The 23,510-nt window shown below is 49.4% G+C and carries 18 protein-coding genes; 7 read left to right on the top strand and 11 right to left on the bottom strand.

The annotated features are described in order from the left end of the window. Positions 1-342: 342 nt before the first annotated feature. The 7 genes from L4C36_RS17705 to L4C36_RS17675 all read left to right on the top strand — a co-directional run bounded on the left by L4C36_RS17705 (position 343) and on the right by L4C36_RS17675 (position 7,914). Positions 343-1,689 carry a magnesium transporter gene (locus tag L4C36_RS17705; protein WP_428479129.1) on the top strand — a complete coding sequence of 449 codons (1,347 nt, stop codon included), beginning with the start codon at positions 343-345 and terminating at the stop codon, positions 1,687-1,689. Between the two features lie 294 nt (positions 1,690-1,983). Then, the gene (locus L4C36_RS17700) at positions 1,984-2,346 is read left to right on the top strand and encodes a DUF6404 family protein (RefSeq protein WP_428479128.1); all 363 of its coding nucleotides are present in this window, start codon (positions 1,984-1,986) and stop codon (positions 2,344-2,346) included. 400 nt (positions 2,347-2,746) lie between these two features. Then, the gene (locus L4C36_RS17695; protein WP_428479127.1) at positions 2,747-4,513 is read left to right on the top strand and encodes a tetratricopeptide repeat-containing diguanylate cyclase; all 1,767 of its coding nucleotides are present in this window, start codon (positions 2,747-2,749) and stop codon (positions 4,511-4,513) included. Between the two features lie 306 nt (positions 4,514-4,819). Then, a complete protein-coding gene (locus L4C36_RS17690) occupies positions 4,820-5,041 on the top strand; it encodes a hypothetical protein (protein ID WP_428479126.1) in 222 nt (73 codons plus the stop codon). Between the two features lie 215 nt (positions 5,042-5,256). After that, positions 5,257-5,739, top strand: coding sequence for a DUF2127 domain-containing protein (locus tag L4C36_RS17685; protein WP_428479125.1), 483 nt, complete (start codon positions 5,257-5,259; stop codon positions 5,737-5,739). A gap of 142 nt (positions 5,740-5,881) precedes the next feature. After that, on the top strand, positions 5,882-7,339 hold the full coding sequence (locus L4C36_RS17680; RefSeq protein WP_428479124.1) for a hemolysin family protein: 1,458 nt from the start codon (positions 5,882-5,884) through the stop codon (positions 7,337-7,339). Between the two features lie 191 nt (positions 7,340-7,530). Next, entirely contained in the window at positions 7,531-7,914 is a 384-nt protein-coding gene (locus tag L4C36_RS17675; protein WP_428479123.1) for a DUF2541 family protein, read from the top strand. A gap of 129 nt (positions 7,915-8,043) precedes the next feature. Here the strand turns inward: L4C36_RS17675 and L4C36_RS17670 are convergent, their stop codons facing one another. From L4C36_RS17670 to L4C36_RS17620, 11 genes are all read right to left on the bottom strand, one after another. Beyond that, positions 8,044-10,200 carry a glycoside hydrolase family 3 N-terminal domain-containing protein gene (locus tag L4C36_RS17670; protein WP_428479122.1) on the bottom strand — a complete coding sequence of 719 codons (2,157 nt, stop codon included), beginning with the start codon at positions 10,198-10,200 and terminating at the stop codon, positions 8,044-8,046. Next, positions 10,197-10,736, bottom strand: coding sequence for a hypothetical protein (locus L4C36_RS17665; protein ID WP_428479121.1), 540 nt, complete (start codon positions 10,734-10,736; stop codon positions 10,197-10,199). Before L4C36_RS17665 ends, L4C36_RS17670 begins: the two co-directional genes overlap by 4 nt. Then, positions 10,736-11,557: a carbohydrate ABC transporter permease gene (locus tag L4C36_RS17660; RefSeq protein WP_428479120.1), complete on the bottom strand. Its 822-nt coding sequence runs from the start codon at positions 11,555-11,557 to the stop codon at positions 10,736-10,738. Before L4C36_RS17660 ends, L4C36_RS17665 begins: the two co-directional genes overlap by 1 nt. Further along, on the bottom strand, positions 11,554-12,261 hold the full coding sequence (locus L4C36_RS17655; protein ID WP_428479119.1) for a carbohydrate ABC transporter permease: 708 nt from the start codon (positions 12,259-12,261) through the stop codon (positions 11,554-11,556). Before L4C36_RS17655 ends, L4C36_RS17660 begins: the two co-directional genes overlap by 4 nt. Positions 12,262-12,475: 214 nt before the next feature. Beyond that, positions 12,476-13,720, bottom strand: coding sequence for an extracellular solute-binding protein (locus L4C36_RS17650; protein WP_428479118.1), 1,245 nt, complete (start codon positions 13,718-13,720; stop codon positions 12,476-12,478). A 10-nt stretch (positions 13,721-13,730) separates the two neighbouring features. Next, positions 13,731-14,717 (bottom strand): LacI family DNA-binding transcriptional regulator, encoded by a 987-nt coding sequence (locus tag L4C36_RS17645; RefSeq protein WP_428479117.1) that lies wholly within the window; start codon positions 14,715-14,717, stop codon positions 13,731-13,733. A gap of 196 nt (positions 14,718-14,913) precedes the next feature. After that, positions 14,914-18,288 carry a GH36-type glycosyl hydrolase domain-containing protein gene (locus tag L4C36_RS17640; RefSeq protein WP_428479116.1) on the bottom strand — a complete coding sequence of 1,125 codons (3,375 nt, stop codon included), beginning with the start codon at positions 18,286-18,288 and terminating at the stop codon, positions 14,914-14,916. 38 nt (positions 18,289-18,326) lie between these two features. After that, on the bottom strand, positions 18,327-19,442 hold the full coding sequence (locus tag L4C36_RS17635) for an ABC transporter ATP-binding protein (RefSeq protein WP_428479115.1): 1,116 nt from the start codon (positions 19,440-19,442) through the stop codon (positions 18,327-18,329). A 125-nt stretch (positions 19,443-19,567) separates the two neighbouring features. Next, positions 19,568-20,983, bottom strand: a complete 1,416-nt coding sequence (locus L4C36_RS17630) for a hypothetical protein (protein ID WP_428479114.1) — start codon at positions 20,981-20,983, stop codon at positions 19,568-19,570. 104 nt (positions 20,984-21,087) lie between these two features. After that, positions 21,088-22,047 carry a hypothetical protein gene (locus tag L4C36_RS17625; protein WP_428479113.1) on the bottom strand — a complete coding sequence of 320 codons (960 nt, stop codon included), beginning with the start codon at positions 22,045-22,047 and terminating at the stop codon, positions 21,088-21,090. Positions 22,048-22,066: 19 nt separating this feature from the next. Beyond that, positions 22,067-23,398 carry a glucoamylase family protein gene (locus L4C36_RS17620; protein WP_428479112.1) on the bottom strand — a complete coding sequence of 444 codons (1,332 nt, stop codon included), beginning with the start codon at positions 23,396-23,398 and terminating at the stop codon, positions 22,067-22,069. Positions 23,399-23,510: the final 112 nt, after the last annotated feature.

Genomic DNA, 23,510 nt, shown 5'->3' with positions numbered 1-23,510 from the left:
AGAACGATGACACAAATTAGCAAGCAGGACATGGATATCATATCCACCGCTATCTTACGGTGCACTTCCTTAACCCAAACTGGCTAGACAGAAAAAACGTCCCAGTTTCCTCTTCGGCTTGCAGAATGCACTCACGCCAGAACGAACCGACCAATAAACCCGCAACCTGTCCTTCTTACACCCAAAAAGCACCCAGTGGGGGTAAGACAATACCGCCTTCAAATGGTAAGGTAATCATTCTATTTACCCGCAGGCATCCTCACTGTGGGCACGTACCGTACGATAACAAACAGACAATAATGACCGTACACTGAAGCAGCCGCTAGCAACAAGGAAACCGGCATGATCCACACCCTCGATTTAAGCCTTTTGATTGAGCGCATTTCTGCGGCCGACGCGGAAGAACAGCGTCTCATTTTTAACGAACCGGAAATTCAACAGCTCGAAGCCGGCTCGCTAGCGACATTGTTTGAGGCCCTTCCGCTTGACGAGCGTATGGAGCTGTGGCGACAGTTGCCGCTCAACGATCACGTCGATGTTTTGACCGCGATGCGTGCCGATACCCGTGAATGGGTGATCCAATCACTCACCGATGTCGAGCTGGATCTGGTGCTGGCGAAACTGGATAACTTGTCGCTGATTGAATGGGCGGACTCGCTACCAGAAGAGATCATCGATCGTGCGATCGATATGCTCAGCAAAGAAGATCTCGAACTCTTTGATCGCGCCAACCAGTACACCGATGAACAAATTGGCCGTTACGCCAACCCCAAAGTGATTTCACTGCCACAAGGCATTTCCGTTAAGCGTGCAAAAGTGCTACTAGAACGCTACGGCTACCACTATCCGGCCCCGATTTATGTGGTGACGCGCAGCAAGAAATTCGTCGGCGCGATCAACTACCAACAGCTGATGGAAGCCGACACCGCCGAAAAACTCAGCGCGCTGGCAGATAAAGAATGCCCCGTTTTGGAAGACGATACCTCGCTCACCGAAGCCGTAGAAGCCATTGAACACAGCGAGCGCTTTAGCTTACCGATCGTCGATGATAACTATGCCATCGTCGGTGATATTGACTTGCATTTGGCGCTGGAACTAATGCGGGAAAACTACGAAAGCACCTTGATGGCCAACGCCGGCATGAGTGAAGAGGACGACTTGTTCGCCCCTATCGCAAAAAGTGCACGCAAACGTGCGATTTGGCTGGGTATCAACCTGATCACCGCTGTACTTGCTGCCATGACCATCAGCTTGTTTGAAGATGTGATCGCCGAAGTGGTGGCCTTGGCGATTTTGATGCCGATTGTCGCCTCGATGGGCGGCATTGCCGGTAGCCAGACCTTAACCTTGATGATCCGTGGTATGGCACTCAATCAGGTCACCGCTGGTAACCGCATGTCACTACTGCGTAACGAATGCGGGATCGGTTTTCTCAATGGGGTATTGTGGTCAGTATTAATCGGCCTCATGGCAGGGTTATGGTTCCAATCTCCGGTCATTGGCGTCGTGATTGCAGTGGGTATTATCATTAACATCATCACCGCTGCTTTGTTTGGTGTCCTCATCCCGGTCGCACTGGATAAGCTGGAACTGGATCCAGCACTGGCGGGCTCTGTGGTACTGACCACCGTGACTGATGTGGTGGGGTTCTTTGCCTTCTTGGGTACCGCGAAATTATTGCTGCTGTAACTCGCCCATCAAGCGCCGCTCATCCAGATGCGTGATGACACAACACCGTCACACTACTGCATCACATAAATAAACAGGTTGGCGATCGCCAGCCTTTTTTGTCCCCGCCAACCCTTGCTCTCCCTTGCCTCATCATCCGGTTGATAAATTTCATCAACCGTGACCATAAAAACGTTCAATTTGTCACCGCCACTCAACCGAGTACATTACAGTTATACCTTATTTTTCATAGACCTTTATTAATCGTCCTGTTTTTAACTCGACACTGGCAATACACAAGGAACCTCAGTGGCCATGACATTCCAAGCAAAAATCGATCTCGCCATCAATGAAATGCAACTCGCCAAGGTGAAACCCTACCGCAGCGACATGCTTCGCTATCGTCTTTTGGCGGCACTCGGCATTCAAGCACCCCCGCCGTATTACCGTATCTTTCCACTGAATGTGCTCAGCCACTTTGTTAAGTTCGCCCTGATCTACGGCGGTTTCATGTGGTTACTGGCATGGAAAGACATTCCTGAAATGACAGCGAGCATGATGATCACCAATACCTCTCTTGTCAGTCTGTTCTACGGAATGATGATGGCGTCTTACATTCGTTTTGAGGCCAAGCGTAAAAAACTGACCCCATGGCACAAATTACTTACCCCACACTAAACACGATATCAATACGGATATTGCCTCATCACCTTTGAGCAATATCCGAACAACCACACGAAAAGCCGCTCTCTCATACAAATATAACATTCACATATGTGATGAAGCTCATAAACCTTTCATCGAAAATATCGCACTTAAACAATTACCCCGTATAATCAGGCAGTTATTATGAACACAGTTATTCAGCATGTGCACAAAACGCCCTTACATCCTTGCGCTTCTCATCCTATGTTTCGGCTTTTTTGGCCATGATGCATCGGCAAACAACACCCAAAAGACTTGGCAAGAAAATTACTACACCCATCGTTTCAACGATCCGCTTTACGCCTTAACCGTCTTACAGCAACAATATCAACGCGCAAGAAACACAGCGGAAAAATTATATATCAAAGAGCTGATGTATAATTTAATGACCAACAACAATCGCCCTTACAATAATCAAAACAATGTATTGCCGATTGAAAAAAAATACATTGGTGCACTGATTTCATCTACCAATGCCAATCATTACCAATCGACAAAAGCCTTAACTGAATTGCTGAAAGATGCTATAACCAGCAATAACAAACAGTTAGAAGAACTATTAAACTATCAACTGTGTAAAATAGAAAATAAATTTGGCCGGTATGTTACCGGTGAGAAATATTGCAATAACCTATTGACTATGATCAATAAAATAAATCATATCACCACGGTACAGAAGCATGATGCCTATATCGTCATTGCGATGAATAAAACTCGCCAAGGCTTATATTCAGAAGCTCTTGATATTTACAATAGTATTATTAAGAGCCTCCCCCTTTATGTACCGCCAGTCAGTGCCTACAACAATATCGCGCTTATTTTGATAGATCTCAAACGCTATGATGAAGCCGAAAGGTACCTCGATAAAGCCATGCTTATGTTGCAAAAAGATCCCTCTAGTCATGTGATGGCACAGGTTTACCACAGCGTGGCACAACTGCATGCACTAAAAGGAAGAAAGGAAGAAGCCATTGATATGTATAAAAATGCACTGACATTGATAGGTAAAGGTAATAACTTTTATGGTATCAGTTCACTCTATCTTGGCCTAGGGGATATCTATCTAGGCATGGCGGACTTTGTCAATGCAGAAAAGTACATCAACATTGCCAGAACCGTCGCCCAGACGGGATACGATGAAGACATGCTGGCAAATTCGGTGCTCTCGCTGGGGTTATTATTTAATAAACAAAGCGAAACAGAAAAAGCCCTGCATCACTTAAAACAAGCACTGAAAATGGGGGAGGACTTTGATAATTTTGAAGTCAAGCAAACGGCATTAAAAGCTATTTCTGATATTTACTTTAGTGTCAATGACAATTTAAATGCTTACCTTTACTATAAGCAGTATGCCAATAATTTAGACTATTCCAGCATCAGTCAGTTACCTCGTACCTATAACTTGATTGATGGTTCATTACGAGAACGCGAATTGTATAGCGAAAATACGGTTCTAAAAAATGAATTGGAAACCATGCAACATGGCTTTGATAAAATTTCAATGACCAACAAAGGCATTACCCTTTCTCTTTTATTGTTATTGGCCTTATTGGTGATGACGTACCTGCTCTCTAAGCGGAAAAATGCACAACTTCGCCATGACCCTCTCACGCAAGCCCTGCGACGGGAAGCGATATTAAAAGAAATCTGTGACACCCCTGCCTGTTCCGACGTTGGCCATTTCAACACATTAATTCTGATTGATCTCGACCACTTCAAGCGGGTCAATGATACCTATGGTCACCCAGGGGGAGACGCCGTACTCACGGAAGTCGTGAGACGCTTACAGCAGTATTTGGGGATCCGTGGTTTGGTCGGCCGTTTAGGGGGCGAAGAGTTTGTGGTGCTGATCCCTAACAACGCGGAGTTTCTGTCATCACTGGACATTCAGCGCATTCATGCCGCGATCTGCCACCAGCCGATCACCTTGTACGGTGAACACGATGTCAATATCACCATCAGTTCGGCATTTCTAAATACCGAGTTATCACTATCAACCTTTAAAGATCTCTATTTCATTTTGGATCAGGCGCTTTACTTTGTGAAAAACAATGGCCGTAATGCCACGATTGATGCTTTTAATGACCCGATTGATCTGCCTGTAGGAGCATTCAACTCGCTGATGATGAAAAACATCTGACGGCAGCCTCTGGCAACTAGCCTCTGACAACGAATAACGCTTCAATCAGGCCGTCTTAATTTCGTCGGCCTAATAATCCCCCCGATGAACAATACGACGCACACCCAACTGTCATTCAGATCCACTTTCTTTGTCAATCGCGTGCCTCTCTTGCTCTTTTTATCGACGTAAACAGACCGCGATCTCAAAATCAACATTACCTTAACAAGCACAACAAAATCCATTCATAAAACTGATGCATATCAATTTCCCCTTAACGCGCAATGGTTAAATTGTAATCACTATAGTGCGATCAGGAGAGCGGAAATGAAAGTAGCGATGCAATGTCCCGAATGTCATTCCAACAGTGGCCTCGACCGTGTAAGACGCCGTTGGCACGAAAAGTCACTGACCACCGCCGGGCATGAGAAACTGCAATGCCCAGACTGCCAATCCTATTTTATGCGTGGCCTTGGCCAACCGCGCCTGCTCTATATCGGTACCCATGATGCCGTTGCCAGTAAGGCCCCTGAGTTTGAGTACGAGTAAATGATTCATAGGAGAAGCGTGCACAATATCATGCCTATTTTACAATCGATTCTCTGACCCTAACCAACGGTAGCGGATTGCTTCCCGCTACCGTTAAAAGTTTCGCCCCTCTTTGCCATACAAATCCATACCGTAATGCACTTGCCAAACCCCGTTATCCGGCATGTAATCACTATCATGCCCCACAACCGTAATCACACAGACACATGCATACAATGACAGATAAAAAAGGGCTAAAAGCCGTTGCTTCACTGGAAGCCCTCAAAGGATTAGCCTCCCTCATCGTCGGATTTAGCTTACCGGCACTGGGCGGTCATGATATTCATCAAGCCGCGGCGTTCATTGTCAGCCACTCGCACCTCAATCCCGCCAATGAAATTGCCACCGCATTTCTGCACGCCGCCGACACACTGGCTGACACCAATATGCTCCTCATCACCCTTGGCGCCTGTGCGTATAGCCTGGTCCGCTTTATTGAAGCGTACGGCCTGTGGCACAGCTTATTGTGGACAGAATGGTTCGCGCTGCTCAGTGGTGCCATTTACTTGCCGTTTGAAGCGTATGAATTGTTTGTCCATGCCAATGCACTGAGCCTTGCGGTATTACTGATCAATATTGTGGTCGTTGGGTATATGGCTTATATATTGCGCAGCAAGCAAGACCACAAAAAGCAAGACACGCATCCACCTCGCCCCTGAGCCCTCTCTCTGCCGCGCTTCACTCTTTTGCGCGGCATTGTTTAAAATTCAACCAACATCAAATACCTGCTGCAAATTTCACGTCATAATCAATCATACCCTCTCGAAACACCCTGCAATAAGACAGTGGAAGGAGCGCACCATGGATGTACTCATTATTGCTGCACTGATCCTACTCAATGGCATGTTTGCCATGGCAGAAATCGCGCTGGTCACCGCCCGTAAAAGCCGGTTACAGCGCTTGGCCGAAGAGGGGGATAACCGCGCAGCACGGGCCATTGCATTAGGGGAACACCCCACGCACTTTCTTTCCACCGTCCAAATCGGGATCACCGCCATCGGCATTCTCAATGGCGTCTTCGGTGAAGCCGCCTTGGCCGACCCACTCGCTATCGTCTTGCAACAACTGGGCATGAGCCTTTCAACCAGTTCCGTCCTTTCCACCCTTGTGGTGGTGATCGGTATTACGTACCTATCGATTGTGGTGGGTGAACTGGTGCCTAAGCGCCTTGCCCAACAAAACCCCGAAGGCATCGCGCGACTGATGGCACGGCCGATTTCGCTGCTCGCCACCCTGTCACGCCCTTTTGTTGCCCTATTATCCGCCTCCACAGAACGGCTGTTGCGCGGGTTAGGGAAAGACAACATCGTGGATGACAGCGACACCTTAACGGAAGAAGACATTCGTGCCGTCTTAAAAGAAAAATCACACATCAGCCTCGTCGGCAAACAAGAGCATGACATGATACGTAATGTCTTTCATTTTGATGATCGGCGCGTGGTGTCAATGATGACCCCCCGCAATGCGGTGATTACGTTTGATCTCGACCAACCCCTGACCAACAATCTCAACCGCTTAATTGCCTCGGAGTACCACTGTTTTCCCGTCACACACGGCGAGTTGAACAATGCCAAAGGGATGATCACGACAAAACAACTGCTTCACTACCAACAGAGCGCACCGCTCACGGATCTGGCTCCCTTTATTACCCCCGTCGAGTGCATTTCTGAGCACTGGAGTGGCAGCCAATTACTGGACTATTTCCGTCAATCGGGGGCATCCATGGTCTTTGTGGTCGATGAGTACGGTGATATTCAGGGCATCGTCACCCCGAAAGATATGCTCGAAGCGCTGGCAGGGGAATTCAACCATCCCGACCCTGATGATAAATGGTCAGTAGAGCAGGCGGACGGCAGTTGGAGTATCGATGGCTTGATCCCCATTCTGGTGTTGCAGGACTTGCTCGACCTCAAACACTTACCGGGTGAACCGCAAGGTGGCTATCACACCTTAAGCGGCATGATGATGTGGTGTCTCGACGGCATTCCTGTTGAAGGTGATCACGTGAGTTGGGGAGGCTGGCAATTTGAAGTGGTTTCCTTGTTTGGCAACCGTATTGATAAAGTGTGGGCACATCGCCAGACCTGCGACAAGTCGACCACAGAGGATGCACAAGACACAGAGGTGATGGATAAGCCCATCAATACCGATGATTCGATCGAAACGCCCCCTTCCACCCACGCAACCTGCAATACAACCACGGATGACGATAAGGGGCGAACTCCACGACAACACCGTGCGAAGCAAGATTTTACATAGAATTGTCTTTTCATTGCACAAGGGGTGATACATTCTGCGCCATCACCCCTGTCGCCACAGTCACCCTAGGTACAGGCGGTGCCCCCAAGAACGGTAGGCGAATGATATCTCGCTTTAAAATATAGCTGTAAAAAATGGCTTTAAATAAAGTGAACGCTTACTTTGTGTATGCTTTTTCATGCAGTACATTTATGAAAACCAAAACCTTTATCGCTACCTTGTTAGTGGGCGCTAGCCTGCTGGGTACCGCGGGCCTTGCGCATGCGGATGACAAAATCACCCTTGGCCGCACCATTGTGTTTGAACACCACAGCAAAGATGCGGTGATCCCGCTGATGGTTTGCCGCCGTGCTGATGCCATTCAAGTGAAAGCCGAGCGTGATATGCGCCTTGAGCGCGTTGTGGCGACGTTCCGAAACGGTGAAACCAAAACCATCCGTTTCCACCGTAACCTGGATAAAAACGAACGTACCGACTGGCGTAAGTTTGCTTACACCCGTTGTATCAAAAAACTGGAAGTGTTTGGTAAATCCAAAGGCTCTTCAGCAGGCGTGAAGATTTACGGCCGCAAATAATGCCCTGCTGACGCCCCGCCGTCTGCTTCCGTTGCCTGTTGTGCGTGAAAATAACAGACAAAAAAACGCCCTCACAGGCTCCTTGTGAGGGCGTTTTTCTTCCTCGCTTTCAGTGATCAATCCGCCGAATTACACCTGCAATTCCACGCACTCTGACAGCGTACAATCCGAGTCCCCGCCGACATACACATCGATCATACCCGGCTCCACTTGCCAGCACTGCTGTGCACCGTAGATCGCCAATTGCGAAGCATCCAGGGTGAAGCTGACATCTTGGCTTTCACCCGGCGCCAACGTCACACGGGCAAACGCTTTCAGTTCACACCATGGGCGCGTGGTCGATGACACGCGGCGCGACAGATAACACTGCACGATCTCATCCGCCTGATAGTCACCGGTATTACGCACAGTCACCTGTACCTGCACCGTGTTATCCTGCGCCCAACGGTTTTCAACGACCAGATCTTCATAGCTAAAAGTGCTGTAACTCAAACCAAAACCGAACGGATACAGCGGTGAATCAGCCAGATCTTTATACGGTTGATAATCCTGATAATCACGCATTTTCCCGACTGGCTTACGGCCGTAATACATCGGGATTTGCCCCGTGCTGCGTGGCACGGTCATCGTTAATTTACCGCTAGGCACAGCATCACCAAACAATAAACGTGCCACGGCGAGGCCGGTTTCCGTGCCCGACTGCCATGCATACAACAAAGCATCGGCGTAACGCTCGATCATCGGTGAGGGCACCGGACGACCGGTACACTGTACGACCACCAGCGGCTTGCCGGTTTGACCAATCGCTTCAATCAAGGCTTCTTGGCCGGCTGGCAATGTCAGTTCAGCCACGTTACGCGCCTCACCAGTACGGCGATGGCTTTCCCCCACACACAAAATCACCACGTCAGCACGGTGCGCACATTCCACCATTTCATCACTAAATGCCGGCGATTCCGTAAGTAAAACAGTGTCTGGTGCCACTTTCTTGATGCCCGTCAGAATTGACGTCACATCTTGCGCATCACCGTCTAAACACCATGATCCTAAATGCTGACGACGCGAATCAGCATGCGGCCCAATCACCGCAACCGTCAGGCCACGTTTCGCCAATGGCAAACAACCGTGCTGGTTTTTCAATAAAACCATGCTTTGTTCTGCCAACTGCAATGCCAATGCCACATGTTCCGGATGACGCAATACCTGCTGATGACGCTGCGGATCGATATACGGTTGTTCAAACAAGCCGACGCGGAACTTGGCCGTCAACACGCGGCTGACCGCGTCATCCAATAAACCGTGCAATACAGGATCATCACCGATGGCCACATCCAAGATGCCATCAAACGCTTCATGGGTCATCGCCATATCGACGCCCGCTTGCAAGGCTTGTAGCGCTGCATCTTTCGGATCGGCCGCCACACGGAAATACACCAAATCAGAAATCGAACCCCAATCGCTGACGACCATGCCATCAAAACCTTGTTGCTCTTTCAGCCAGCCGCGGATCAAGGCTTTCGAGCCTGAGACTGGCGTGCCGCCCAAATCGTTAAAACCGGACATCAAGGTGGTGACACCTGCCTCAACCGCTGCTTTAAACGGGGGTAAGTACACGTTATGCAGCGTGTTATCACTGATCTCGGTAGTGTCATAATCACGGCCGCCTTCTGCCGCGCCATAACCAACAAAATGCTTAGCGCAGGCTAACAGGCGATCCGGCGCGGCCGGATCATCGCCCTGAAAACCGCGTACGACCGCTTTGGCAAACTGGCTGGTCAAATACGGGTCTTCACCGCTGCTTTCAATCACACGCCCCCAACGCGGATCGCGCACAATATCGAGCATCGGCGCAAACGTCCAATGCACGCCCAATGATGCGGCTTCACGTGCAACGGCACTGTACGCCAGCTCCACCAGCGACGGGTTCCATGAACACGCCTGCGCCAGTGGAATAGGCAAAACCGTGGATTGGCCGTAAATCACATCGCGGGCAAAAATCACCGGGATCCCCAAGCGGGTTTCTTCCACCGCCGCGCGCTGAATCTCATTGAGTTGATGCGGGTCAACTGACTCGCCCGGCGCATTACCTGCCCATGCGGTATCGGCTAAAATGCGCGAGCCCACACGCCCTTGCGCCACCTGCATCAGATAGTCGTCTCGGTGCTGCGCGTAGTCCAGCATCGGGGATTGACATAACTGACCAACTTTTTCCGCCACCGTCATCCGTGCGAGAAGATCGGCCACACGGGCTGGGACAGACAGTGTGGCATTTTGATAAGGCATCATAGCATCGCGCTCCTGCTTGCTGTTTGAGGCTGTTCGTTAACAGACGTTGAGGGATAATCTACTGCCTGATCGTGATAAACCGGAAAGGCTTCTCGCAAAAATTCATCCATTTCTTGATAGAGCGCGCGATTCTCCTGTTCAGCAGCCAGTCCACGCAATTGCAATGCCGCTTCTGGCACATAACGCATGTCCAACTCTACATACATTTCAATGTATGCCAGCAGTTCATTGGTAGAGAGCTCGGTCAAAATAAGGGCGGTTTGTGCCTTCGCCTTGTCATAAAACGCCGGCTTTGGCCCTAACATCGCGCCTTCCCACGCTTCCACCACTTGCTGGTAACCGCCGCGATAGACTTGTTCGCGTCGCAGTTCCAGCTTATTCATGCCTTTGAGCGCTTCAACCTTGTGCCCTTGACTGTATTGCTGCTCAGCGTAGTCAAAATAATCGGCCGACAACTGATAGGCTTTGAACCACGCCATGCCATAGGCACAACCAACCATCGCTGCAAAGGCAATGTATTTTATCCAATGGGCCATTACTTCACTCCTACCCCAGTGAATGCTTTAATGAAGTTCTTCTGTAGACAGAAAAACACAATCACAACCGGTACCGCAATCATGGTCGTCATCGCCCACAACTGCTCCAAATTCGAGCCAGGGACTTCGGTCTTGAAATTGTACAGCGCCAACTGCAAGGTCATCAGCGAGTCATCACGGACATATAGCAGCGGCCCCATAAAATCATTCCATGCCCCCATAAAGGTCAGAATGCCTACCGTCGCCAACGCAGGACGCAGCATAGGTAACACGATACGGAAAAATATCCGCACCTCGCCCGCCCCATCAATGCGTGCCGCTTCTAGATACGCATTATCAATCTGCTTCATGAATTGCACTAACAGGAAGATGTTGTATGCACTGATGGCGCCCGGAATGATCAACACCCGGTAGGTGTTAATCCAATCCCATTCGTACATCATCATGTAGGTCGGAATAGTGAACAACACCGCGGGGATCATCATGGAACCCAAGATCAACTTGAGCCAAAACTCCCGCCCCGGTAGGTTCGTTTTCACGATGGCATACGCCACCATCGAGGAAAACAACGTGTTCAACACCGTCACCGACACAGAGATAAAAATGGTATTAAAAAACACCCGAAATAAATCGACGGATTCAAACACTTCTCGATAACCATTGAGCGACCAATGGGTCGGCAAGGCATTAGGAGAGTGCATGATTTCAGGTCCCGTTTTAAACGAGTTAATCACCATATAAAAGAACGGGTACATCACCATCATGGCCGCAAGAAATAATGTGCCGTAAATTAACAGCAACTTTTGTCGACTCATTTTCATTCGTCACTTCCTTTACTGGTGATTTTTAATTGCATCATGGTGAGCAAATAAATAACGGCTGCCAACATTAAACCAATGGTTGACGCCTCACCCATCTTCATTTGTTCAAAGCCGGTTTGGTATAAATACAATACGGGGGTCAATGCCGATTGATAAGGGCCGCCGCTTAAATCAAAGTTCATGAACACTTCAATAAACATCTGCAAGCCGTTAATAATGTTCATCGTCATCACAAAGACAATTTGTGGCATGATCATAGGCAGCGTTATGCTGCGGGTTTTACGCCACCACGACGCACCATCAATATCTGCGGCTTCAAATAGCGACTTATCAATGCTCGCGATCCCGCCCAAGAAAATGATCATCTGTACCCCGAACCATTTCCACGCACTGAACACCGCGATTACGGGCATAGGTAGCCATTGCTCAAATTTCCAGAACACCGGCTCTGTCAGTATCTGCGAATTCAACAGGGAGGTTTGTACCGGACCCGAGGGACCTGAGATAAAATCAAAGATCACCATCGCCACCGTAATGGACGTGATAACGGGAATAAACATTAATGTGCGGAATAAACTGGATAAGAACGTAATCTCATTCAGTAATAATGCCAATCCCAAGCCAATGCCAAAGCTTAAAAAGACAAAGATAACTTGGTTAAATAACACATTAAATAATGACTGCCAAAACGTGATATCCGCCACCACACTCAACCAGTTCGCTAGCCCGACAAATCGGGTGTTTTCCGGTGAGAGAATATTGACATTTAAAAAGCTACTTTCAAATGAAAGGAAAAATGGGTATAACAAAAAAACGATAAAGTAGACAATCCAGGGCGCCAGGAAAAGATATCCTATCCCGATATTTTTACTCTTCATACAGAGACCATCAGTAAATTAGTAAGAAAGGATGAAAAGCCTATTGTTTAAATATATCTCGAGCCATATTACCGGCTTGTTCCACCGCCTGCTCTGCCGTTATTTCTTTTTTCAATACCACTTTTGAATATTGCTGCAAGACGATATTGGCGACATCCGAAGACTGGGCAAAAGGTTCACTCATCACCGTGTGTGTCAATTGCTCAACAAACGGCTTGGCTTCTACACTTTGGTAATACGGGCGCTCTGCTAACGCTTTCAGTGCTGGCAACTGCCCCAATGCCATATTGGCTTTGTGGTTCAAGTCGTCTTCCATCAGCAATTGTACAAATGCCCAACTTAACTGCTCTTGTTGTTCGGTGCTTTTGAAAATCATTAACGCACGACCGTCTAACGTGGAATACGGCGTTTGCCCTTCATGCAACGTCGGGATCGGGGCGACACCCACATCTTCGCCAATCACCATCGGTTTTATTGCCGCTTCTTGCAGGTTCGTTTTCCAGCCAAAGCCAAACTGCGGCCACATGCCGACAGTGCGGGAGAAGAAGCTCTTTTCCATCGTCATCGGCGCAAATGCTTGCACTTTCTGCATGGTTGAGAAAAAGTTGGCCATTTGGGCTTCATCACGATCAAACACCGGGTGCGTACCAAAGCGGTTGAGCAACGTATATTGACCTTCATTGAAGCTGTAATAAAGCTGCGCCAACATGCCCCAATACCAACTGCCGGTCGACAACACATCATTCCACAACACGGTACCGTATACCGGGCTACCATCCGCACGCGGTGGCAGTTGGCTGATCTTCTCAGCGGCATGCAAAAATGCATCCCATGTGCGCGGCGGTTGTTCAGGATCTAAACCGGCTTCACGGAACAACTCCTTGTTATAAATCATCAACTGGGTGGTGACATTCCAAGGGATGTAATATGTACGGCCGAAATTTTTACGCAAAAATTGTGGATCGATCCGGTTAACCAGGGCGTCATACCCTTCAAATCCGTCAAAATACACCAGCTTGCCCATTTTGGCGTATTTCGCCGGCTGGTAACCGAACACGCCAGCGTACAAGTGGGGTAAATCACCTGCCGCCATGCGCGTTTCTAGGTTTTCATCGTTAGAGACAACCACCTCGGCCTGCGGATAACGGGCGGTAAATGCAGGGATCACTTCCTGACGAAGAAATTCCATGTAATTACCGGCCGGCGCCATCACCTCCAGCCGTGTGGTTTCCGCCACCACCTGACTGCTCAACACCATTAAACCCGCACACAACCACTTTTTCATTTCGCAAACCTTACAAGGTTTCCCTTGTGATTAATTTGGTTGGCAGGATTTTCACATCTTCCAGCTCGCGGTGACCTTGAATGGCTTTCAGCAATGTATCGGCTGCTAATTCCCCCATCTCGACTTTTTGGTGTGAGATAGTGGTCAAAGCAGGGATCATCAATTCAGCCATCTGGATATTGTCAAACCCGACGACTTTCATCTCTGACGGGATAGCAATATCTTGCTCTTTGGCCGCGCGCATAATACCGATCGCCATTTCATCGTTACCGGCAAAAATCGCACTCGGGCGAATACCGCTGGCAAGGAGATCAACCATCTGCTGATACGCCGTTTTTTCAGTAAAATCGGACGCGATGAGAAAATCGCTGTTAAACCCAATGTTAAAGTAACCCAATGCAGCGATGTATCCTTCTAACCGTTTCTGGTTATCGTACGAATCATCCGGCCCACCGAAGTAATACACTTCTGTGCATCCTGCTGCGATCAGTGCTTTTGTAGCGGCAAACGCCCCACCGAAGTTATCAATCAAAATGTTGTAGATGTGCGGAGCTGACACTTCACGGTCAAGCACGACCAATGGAAAGTCTTCACTTGCCACCGATTTCAAGAACGCATCATCAAAGGAGTGGGTCAGAATAATCGCCCCATCCACCATGCGATCACGAATGTACTTGTAGGCCGTCGAGTTTTCGTTGCCGTACATGCTGCACGCGACCAAATCATACCCATGGCGGTGTACCACCTGCTCAATCCCTTTTACCAATTCGCTGTAAACCGGACCAAACCATGAGTTGAAAAATAAACCGATCGCTTGTGTTTTTCTTTGTTTCAATAACTTGGCATTACTGTTTGCCACATACTTCAATTCGTTGGCGATTTTAAGAACCCGCTCTCGCGTTTCCTCGCTGATCCTGTCGCTGCCGTTGATGGCATAAGAAACCGTCGAAATAGACACATTTGCCTTTTTGGCCACATCTTTGATGGTTATTTTCATTACTACATCCTCCAGATGTTTTTGGGTGTCATTGACTCGGTGTCTTGTGTTTCATCGTTATCACCGCTTACTGTTATAGAAACGATTCTACCAGCAAAGCAGACACAGCCACAAACCATACCAACGCCTATCGTGCATTTATTTGAACTCCCTCAGGGTTTCGACACCCTGAGAGCAGTCCAATTTAATCAATCACTTAAAGTTTAACGACTAAGGTGTTATCCCCCTCTTGTAACGCCTTGTTCAACCAGCTGGCGTTAATACGGGCACCACCGGTACGGTAGCGGTTCGGGGTCAACACAAACGGTACAGGTTGACCATTCAACTGCATGGTTTTCGGCGTATGTTCCCCCGTTTCAGGTTCAATCACGACCTTGATTGGTCGCTGATCCAATTCAAACGTCAACGTTACGGTACCCAGCGAGTGCGCCACAACGGGGTCAATCACCAAATCCGTATTGTCGAAACGCACACCCAGCACACTAGCGACAAGTTGGTTGATGTAGATGCCAGGGCCACTTGAATAAATACGCCAGCCACCTTTCACTGCCACCTTGCCCGCTTTCACATCGTCGAAACGGGCATACGCTTCATTACGATCATTGAACTTGGCGTCAGAACTAGAGAAATACGCATTGGCCTGACGCAATTCCGCATTCGGCACGGCCGACTGAATCCCGACAGGCAGAATTTTGTACAGGTTTTCGTACACCGCCTCTGCATCTCCCAGCTTACACAGCGCTTCAATGAAACGAATGTGTGCATGGCAGTACTGTAAACCGACTTCACGGCCTAAGTTCGCCGCCAATTCCGCACGTTTAAAGTAGGTTTGTTTACCGGCTTTGTACTCCGCCATACGATCCATCAAGCGCACGCCATCAGGATGGACAAGGTGTGCTTTGATCAGCGCCATGTGCTGCTGGGCCATCTCAAGGCTGAAGGTTTCAGAGATGATAGAACGGCTTGCCGGTAACAAACGGTAACTGATCCCGGTTTTGTTGTCCGACGGGTGCAGCAAATGCTCAATGCCCAGCACGTCCCCATTGTCATCACGGTCAAAATGAATAAAGCCTGCAATGACCTCATCTTTGATCAGGTAATGGTGGTAATCCTGCTCCATGTTTTCAGCCAGTGTGAACAACTCACGGCTAAATGTGCTGTAGTCCGCATGGCTTTCTAACGCACGTCCCATGGTTTTCAGTGCTTGCAGCGTCAGTGGGATCGTCCAACCACTCACCATGTTCTCGCGCAGAGACTGGTTCGCCGGTTGCAAGGTGTCATCCCAATCCCCATCCCCGTAGCAAGACAACGACGTACCAGGCAGCAAATTATCATAAATATGCTGAAGTTGGCGTTTAACGTGTTCAAACAAGGTGTACGTCTCGGTCGTGAAGGCAAACTGACCTTCAACCGAGGTATACGGTAACGGTGTGGCTAAGATCGCGACGTTGCCCGTCACGGTGATGTAGTCAGCCAACGCTTTCAGGGGCCAAACTACGATGTCACCGTGCGATTCTTCTTGCTGAATAGCGGCATACTGATCGAACATAAACCACTGCGGCCACGTTCCGGTTTCAATGTATTGATGACGGTAAATTTCATGGATCAAGGCTTCGGCACGATCAAATTGCTGCATGGCCATGAACAATTCAAATGGCCCTTGTGACACATCACGCGTGCCCCATGCCGCACCTGAATACTGCTCCAAGCCGTGTGGCGTGCTGTAATGCACCAATGCGTTATGGGTAAACCAATGTAGGGTTTCATTCAGCTTCTGGCTGTTTTCTTCATCCTTGCTGAAATGCACATTGAAGCCTTTCATTAAAGATTGCTGCACCTGATACGCGTTTTTCGCTTCTGTCGCGAAATCCAGTGTCACACCTTCCGTGTTGACGCTGCCCAGTTGGCCACCCATGCTGATCGACGCGGTGTCACGAAGCTGGCCTTTTAACACCAAGTATTCCACCGCACCCGTTTCACTGTGGGTGATCACACTGTGCTCAGACAGGTTTTCACACGGCATGATGGAGAAATACAAATCAGACGCGCGCTCTGCGATCAAGCCATTGTCGCCGGTGACAATAAAGCCGTTGCGACCTTGTGCCACTGTAATGCCGCTTTCTTGTTCATTGTTGCCGTAGATCAGCTGATGCGACACGGCAATATCCAATGTTTCATTAATGCCTTGGCTGTGAATGTCCAACTGGATCACGGGCTGTTCTGCACTGCTGAACGCACAAATATTCAGAAAACCGTCGCGGTATTTGTAGATCCAACGCGAGTAGTTGGTACCGACTTCGTAGGCTGATGGCATGCCCAGTGGACGGTACGCCTCCCCTTCACGGATCCAAATACGCTGGCCACTGTGGGTGTACTGGTTTAACGCATTACGACACACGCCCAACAGCTTGTTAAATGACGTGTTACCTAACGTGAGCTGCGAGTTGAACACCCCGAAGATATGGTGGGTGGCGCTCATGATCGGATTGCGGTAATCCGTATTGTTACCTGATGCAATCACATGTCCCGTTGCGCGCTCGAGGTATTTTTCCTTTGCTTGCAACGTCACATACTGGCTGTCACCGTAGAAGAACGACAACAATTCACCGTTTTTATGCTCATCGAAACGGCGATCATCACCGAAAAATGTGCTGATTTCAGTCTCGGAAAGCGACTCACCGACAATCGGTTTGGCTTTTTCTTTCGCCAATGCTGGCAATAAGGTGGCCGTTTCCCAATCAATAGCGCTGGCAGTGTGCAACGCACGGATCGTGTCGACAGACTGCGGTGCACGCACATTCGCCTCAGGGCAATGCGCATTCACCACCCCGTAGAACGTAACGGCATGGGTGTGGCCACTCGCCACGCTCGTCGGTGTGCTTTGCAGGGCAATATACGCCATTTCATACTGGTATTTTTCATTCGCCAGTTGCGGCGCTTGCAACGCACGGGCTTCACCGGTGATCTTATATTCAGTACCAAAGAACTGGTAACCGTCAGTGCTGAAGCTCTGCACCGGCGAGAACGCACCCAGTTGAATCGCCGGATTTCCCGAGCTTTGCGGCAAATTCTGACGACTGCATACCACATAACCGGTTTCGGCTAATAGGAAGACTTGGTGATCCAAATATTGACAGCAGTACGCTTCGTTTGTTTTTACTGCTCCCGCATCGGCCATCGCCAAATCTTGACCGTAAATCACATCGATTTGCAGCGCGTCAGGGGCTTTATTCGTCACCGCGACGTCATAGAAGTAAGCATTCTCAGACACATGAACACGGACTGTCGCGTCAAACTGGGCGGTCTGTGTACGCCAACATAAGGTGCCATCCGCTAGTAGAAACGTTTCTATTTCGTTATTAAAAAAAAGCAACGGTGTAACAGAATAGCCTTCGTTATCGGCGATTCGTAGAAAAAGATTGGCAATCGCCTGCTCGCCCACTGGCGTTTCAAACAGTGACATCATGAGACTATCGCTGTACATCGCGCGCAGCGTGTAGTCAGCGTTATATACCAGGTTCAATCCCTGATGGCCTACTTGGTAGGTGGTATTAGACAGTGTCTGTAGCATTGCGAGAATTCTCCGCCTTCGCAAAAAATGAAAAAGGATTATTGATAAAAGATATTGTGCTCGGTGGTTTCATCAAACAGATGGCACTTATCCATGTTCAAGCCAAAATGGCACGCCTCACCCACAGCCGGGATCGTCTCGGCTCCGGCCAGTTTGCAGATCACCTCTGTACCCATCGTGGTGGCATGGAGATACACTTCCGAGCCCAATTCTTCGACAGCGGTGATCACTGCCGGTAATGTATTGGGTTGATCAGCCTGCGCGAGCTGCAAGTGTTCAGGACGAATTCCCACAAACACGTGGCGACCTTCCCACATCGCTGCACGCGTACTACGCGACGCTGGTAAGGTAAGGGTGTACTCACCGACACGAACGATAACCTCACCCTGCTCACTCGCCACATCACCTTCAAGCATGTTCATTGCAGGTGAACCTATAAACTCCGCCACAAACTTGTTTTTCGGGTTGTGGTACACGTTCAATGGGGTGTCGACTTGCATCACCGCCCCTTTGTTCAAGATGCACACGCGGTCCCCCATGGTCATGGCTTCCACCTGATCGTGGGTCACATAGATCATGGTTGCGGGATTGCCGGAACTCTTCAGTTGTTGATGCAAACGGGTGATACGCATACGCATCGACACACGCAGTTTTGCATCTAGGTTAGAGAGCGGTTCATCGAACAAAAACACTTCCGGCTTTCTCACCATCGCGCGTCCGAGTGCCACGCGCTGACGCTGGCCGCCTGACATTTGCTTCGGTTTTCGATCCAGCAATTCAGTAATTTCGAGTAGTTCGGCGGCTTCTGCGACACGCTGTACGATTTCGGCTTTGGGCTTTTTCGCCGTTTCTAGCCCAAACGCCATGTTTTCGTAGGCCGTCATATGGGGGTAAAGCGCGTAGTTCTGGAAAACCATCGCAATACCGCGATCTTTGGGCGGCAGATCGTTACATACGCGATCACCGATAGACAAGCTGCCACTGCTGACGCTTTCTAAGCCCGCCACCATACGCAGCATGGTCGATTTCGCACAACCGGATGGCCCTACGAGCACCATGAATTCACCATCAGCAATATCGAGGCTGACATCATGAATTGCGTGAAATCCGTTGTCGTAGACCTTATTAAGGCCTTCAAGTGTTACCTTTGCCATCTCTCTTCTACTTCCTGATTAACTTGCTGTAGAAACGTTTCTACAGATTAGGAGAATGTCGGTTTGCCGTCAACGAAATATCGTCACGAGGACTTAATTCCGTGACGGCAATCTCTATTCCGTTTTCACTGGTCAACGTCTGCCGCTAACGTGATGTCAGCCACGAAATGGCTGTACAGTGTGGCGAGTGTCGCTTCCCAACCGTGACGCGCCATATAACGGGTCACATTGTCACGCACTTCATCGGCGAGAAACGCCCCGACAAACATCCCCTGATCGATACCGATGATTTTTTGTGACAACCGGCCTTGGCTGTCGATGGCATCGACCCATCCTGCGGATGTTTCGACAGCGGGGTGAGCAGCTTTCAATGCCAACAAACGCGCAATCGCATCTTGTTCATCCACCAAGGCATACAAGGCCAAGGCGTGCGGTGAACCCGTAGGGGCTTGGGCAATGCTGTGGCCATAACGTCGATGGCCTTCCGACACGGCTTCCACTCCAAACGCGCGGTAGCCATTATCTACGGTGGCCGACGCGGTCAGGAACGGAATACCCAATGGGTCGGCATAGCGTTTATGGACTTCGCTGAAGGCTTCTACCATGTCGTAGTTTGGCATTAAGTCTCGTTCATTGAGCCACAAGGCTGGCAACATGGCTTGAAAGTACGAACCATCCCATGTCAGCATGGGCTCGAAGTATTCACCGTTTTGGTTGTACTCGCCGGTGACGACTTCCATGTCGGTAAATGCCGTTGACGGCACGGCCGTGCCGCTGCCTTGAGTCGCTAACACCGCCCAAATCACCGCGAGGCGGCTTTCATTGGCTTTGCGATCCACGTAATAGGTCAGGTAGTTGTTGGTTTTGCGATCCCATCCCGCCCGTAACAACCCTTTCTGGCCATCATATAAACGGCTCCAGCCACGCACCTGTTTGTTCAACAAGGTATCCACCCGTGCGGCCAGCTGCTGCAAGCGCGTATCGGGACGGTCGTAGAATGCGCCGCTGACCGCCGCCAGTGAGAAGGATAAATTACCGTTGTCCACGGCGGACACCACACCATTTTCCGGCGCGGTAAGCTTTTCACCATCAAGGGTATACAGCCAATAGAACAACCCGTTCCAATGTGGGGCTTGTTCTAATTGCGTAATCACGTCCTCCAAACGCACCACTGCTTTTTCGTCCCCTGCCTCGTGCATTTCCACCAGCAGATTCAAATACAGCGCAATCGCCGTTGTATTGGTGTACCCCGACGCGGCGTGCCCATTCGGCTGCATCACGATATGATCAAAGGGCACATTGGCCAGTGTCGATACACCGACCCCATCAATGAAGTAATCCATATTGACCTGCAACGCCTGCGTGAAGTTGCGAGGATAGAGATGTTCACGAAGCGCAATCGCCGTGATGTCACCACTTGGTTTGACGGGTGGCGTACCACCACCGGTATGACCATTGCTGTCGTTGCTGCCACCGCCACACCCGACGAGCACACTGACAATGACACTCGCGACACTGGTTCTTTTTATCCACTGTTGCATAACATTATCCTTTTCAATCGCAATGCAACACGCTCAGTCACATTGCCAAGCAAAAAAAACGAGAGCCATACATCGGCTCTCGTCTCATCGTTAAGCAAGGGATATTAGAAGGTCCAAATCAGGCCCACTTTGGCAAATACGCCCTCTTTATCACCCCAGGAATACTGATTTCCGTGGTGCTGTTTCTGATCGCGGTACGCCAGATCAGCCAAGACACTGAATGTGTCATTCAGTGGGATCTCGGTATATAGCGCATAGTTGTTATAGCGATAACCCGACCCATCATGAATTTCGGTTTCACCCAGCTCATAACGCAGCTCAAGGTACACGTTATTGTCAAAACGGAACTGAACTAACGGCTTAATGGCTTTTTCTGTCCATGCAAAGTCATTGGTGTCTTCGTGGTAAAGCACCTTGGTACCCAGATTGATCCAGTCATTAAATCGGTACACATACAGTGGCTCGGTTTCGTAAAACTCGGCTTTCTCTTCTTCCCAGTACCCCATTTCCAGATTCAAATGCAGGAAGTGTTTCCCCAGAGAAAAATTCAGCTCAGGCGTGATTTGATAACGGGTCGTTTCTTGAAAACCGGTGACTTTTTCATAACCCAACTCCACCACATAGTTGAAGTTTTCATTCACCCAGTGCTCATAACGCGGCATGATTTCGGTGGTCAGTAACGGTTGTCCCAGTGACGTTTTATCTTCCCCTGAATAACGGTGTGTTTCTTTTAGCAGGTACGCGATACGCCAGCGTTCACTGACCTTGGTGGAGCCGTCCGCAAAAATGAACGATTGATAAAATTCACTCGGGGCGTTGTCATACACGTATTCTTCATATTCAAAACCGGTCAGTGCGCGGGTACGCTTCACCGCAGGCATCGACTCGGTCGGCAACAACACGGTTCCAAAGCCGCCGATATCTTGTAACGCTTCGATTGGGATCTGTGTTTTGCCGTATCCCGGCATTTCCACATTATCCCAAATATTTTTCGGCGCGGTTTCAGCGGCAACCGATGCGCTCATTAACAGGCCGATAGACAACGCTAATGACTGCTTTTTCATGTTCTCTTCCTTGATCCGATTAACCGTTGTTCGGCACGTAGCTCTTGTACATGGTGGCGACATCATTGGCGTAGCCACGTGCGTCTAAATAACGCTGTACATCGGCATTAATATCTTTGGCCAGGAAGGCCCCCACAAACATGCCTTGGTCCAGTGACAAGATCTTGGTCGACATTTGCCCTTTATCGTCGACCGCGTCATACCAACCAAATTCAGATTCAATGGCCGGATACGCCGCTTTCAAGCCTTTTAGCGCCGCCACCGCAGTGTCTGGGTTGACCAAGTAAGACAAGGCCACCGCGTGAGGCGTACCGGTTTTGCCGTCGTGGATCACATTATTGAATTTCACTTTACTTTCAGACAAGTACGGCACACCAAACGCGGCATAACCGTCATCGGTCGTCGCCGAAGAAGAGACCATCGGAATGTTATGCTCCGCGGCATAAGCCATCTGGATGAACGTCATGTCTTCAACCATGCGGTAATCTGGCATCAGCGCACGTTCGTTAAGCCAAATCGCCGGTAACATGGCTTGGAAATACGCGCCATCCCATGTCAATATCGGGTTAAACTGACGGCCATTGAAGTTGTAAGGCTGGGTGTAAAGTTCCATCTTATTGAACGCACTCATCGGCACCGCGTCATCACCCATGTCTTGTGTGATCAATGCTGCCCACAACGGCGCTAAGCGGCTTTCATTCGCTTTACGGTCAATGTAATACGTGATGGCGGCATCATTGCCCGTTGTCCATCCCGCATGCATCAAGCCACGGCTTTCATCGTACAGTTTTGACCAACCCGCTTTTTGCCCATCCAACAAGGCATCAATGCGTGACACGATCGCTTGCTTGATCGGATCCGTCGTTTCCAGATACGCGCCCGCCACACCGGCTAAAGAAAACGCAAGGTTACCGTTATCCACCGCAGGGACAATGCCCTCTGCCGTGGGTTTAAGCTCCCCTTTCACAATGTCATACGGCCAAAAGTACAACCCGTTCCAGGTAGGGGCTTTTTCCAACGTATCCAGCACTTCCGCAATACGCACCAGCGCATCGGCATTGCCGGCTTTTTCGACTTCCACCAAAATATTCAGGTACAAGCCAATTTCCGTGGTATTCACGTAATACTGCGGTACCACTTTGCCGTTTTTGATCAATACGGTGTCGTAAGGCACCTTAGCGTCCGCATCCACCCCTACGCCGTCTTTAAAGAAATTCAAGTTGTTCTGTAGTTCGGCCTTGAAGGTCTCAGGGTAAAGGTGATCCCTCACGGTAATGTCATCGAGTGTTACTTGGCTGGCCAACGCCGCGCCGCTTAACGACAGCATCAACGCACAGGCAATCCTGCTCATTGTTGTTTTCATTGTTCTCTTCATCCTTTCTGAATCACGCCATACTTGCTTAAACGTTTCTACACATTGTCGGGGAATGGATAAATTCGTCAATATCCCACGTATGAGATTT

Origin of the sequence: Photobacterium japonica, from assembly GCF_050337005.1 — a bacterium.
GTDB lineage: Bacteria > Pseudomonadota > Gammaproteobacteria > Enterobacterales > Vibrionaceae > Photobacterium > Photobacterium japonica.
The sequence above is the reverse complement of the archived record's forward strand: the minus strand, read 5'-3'. Positions and strand labels throughout refer to the sequence as shown.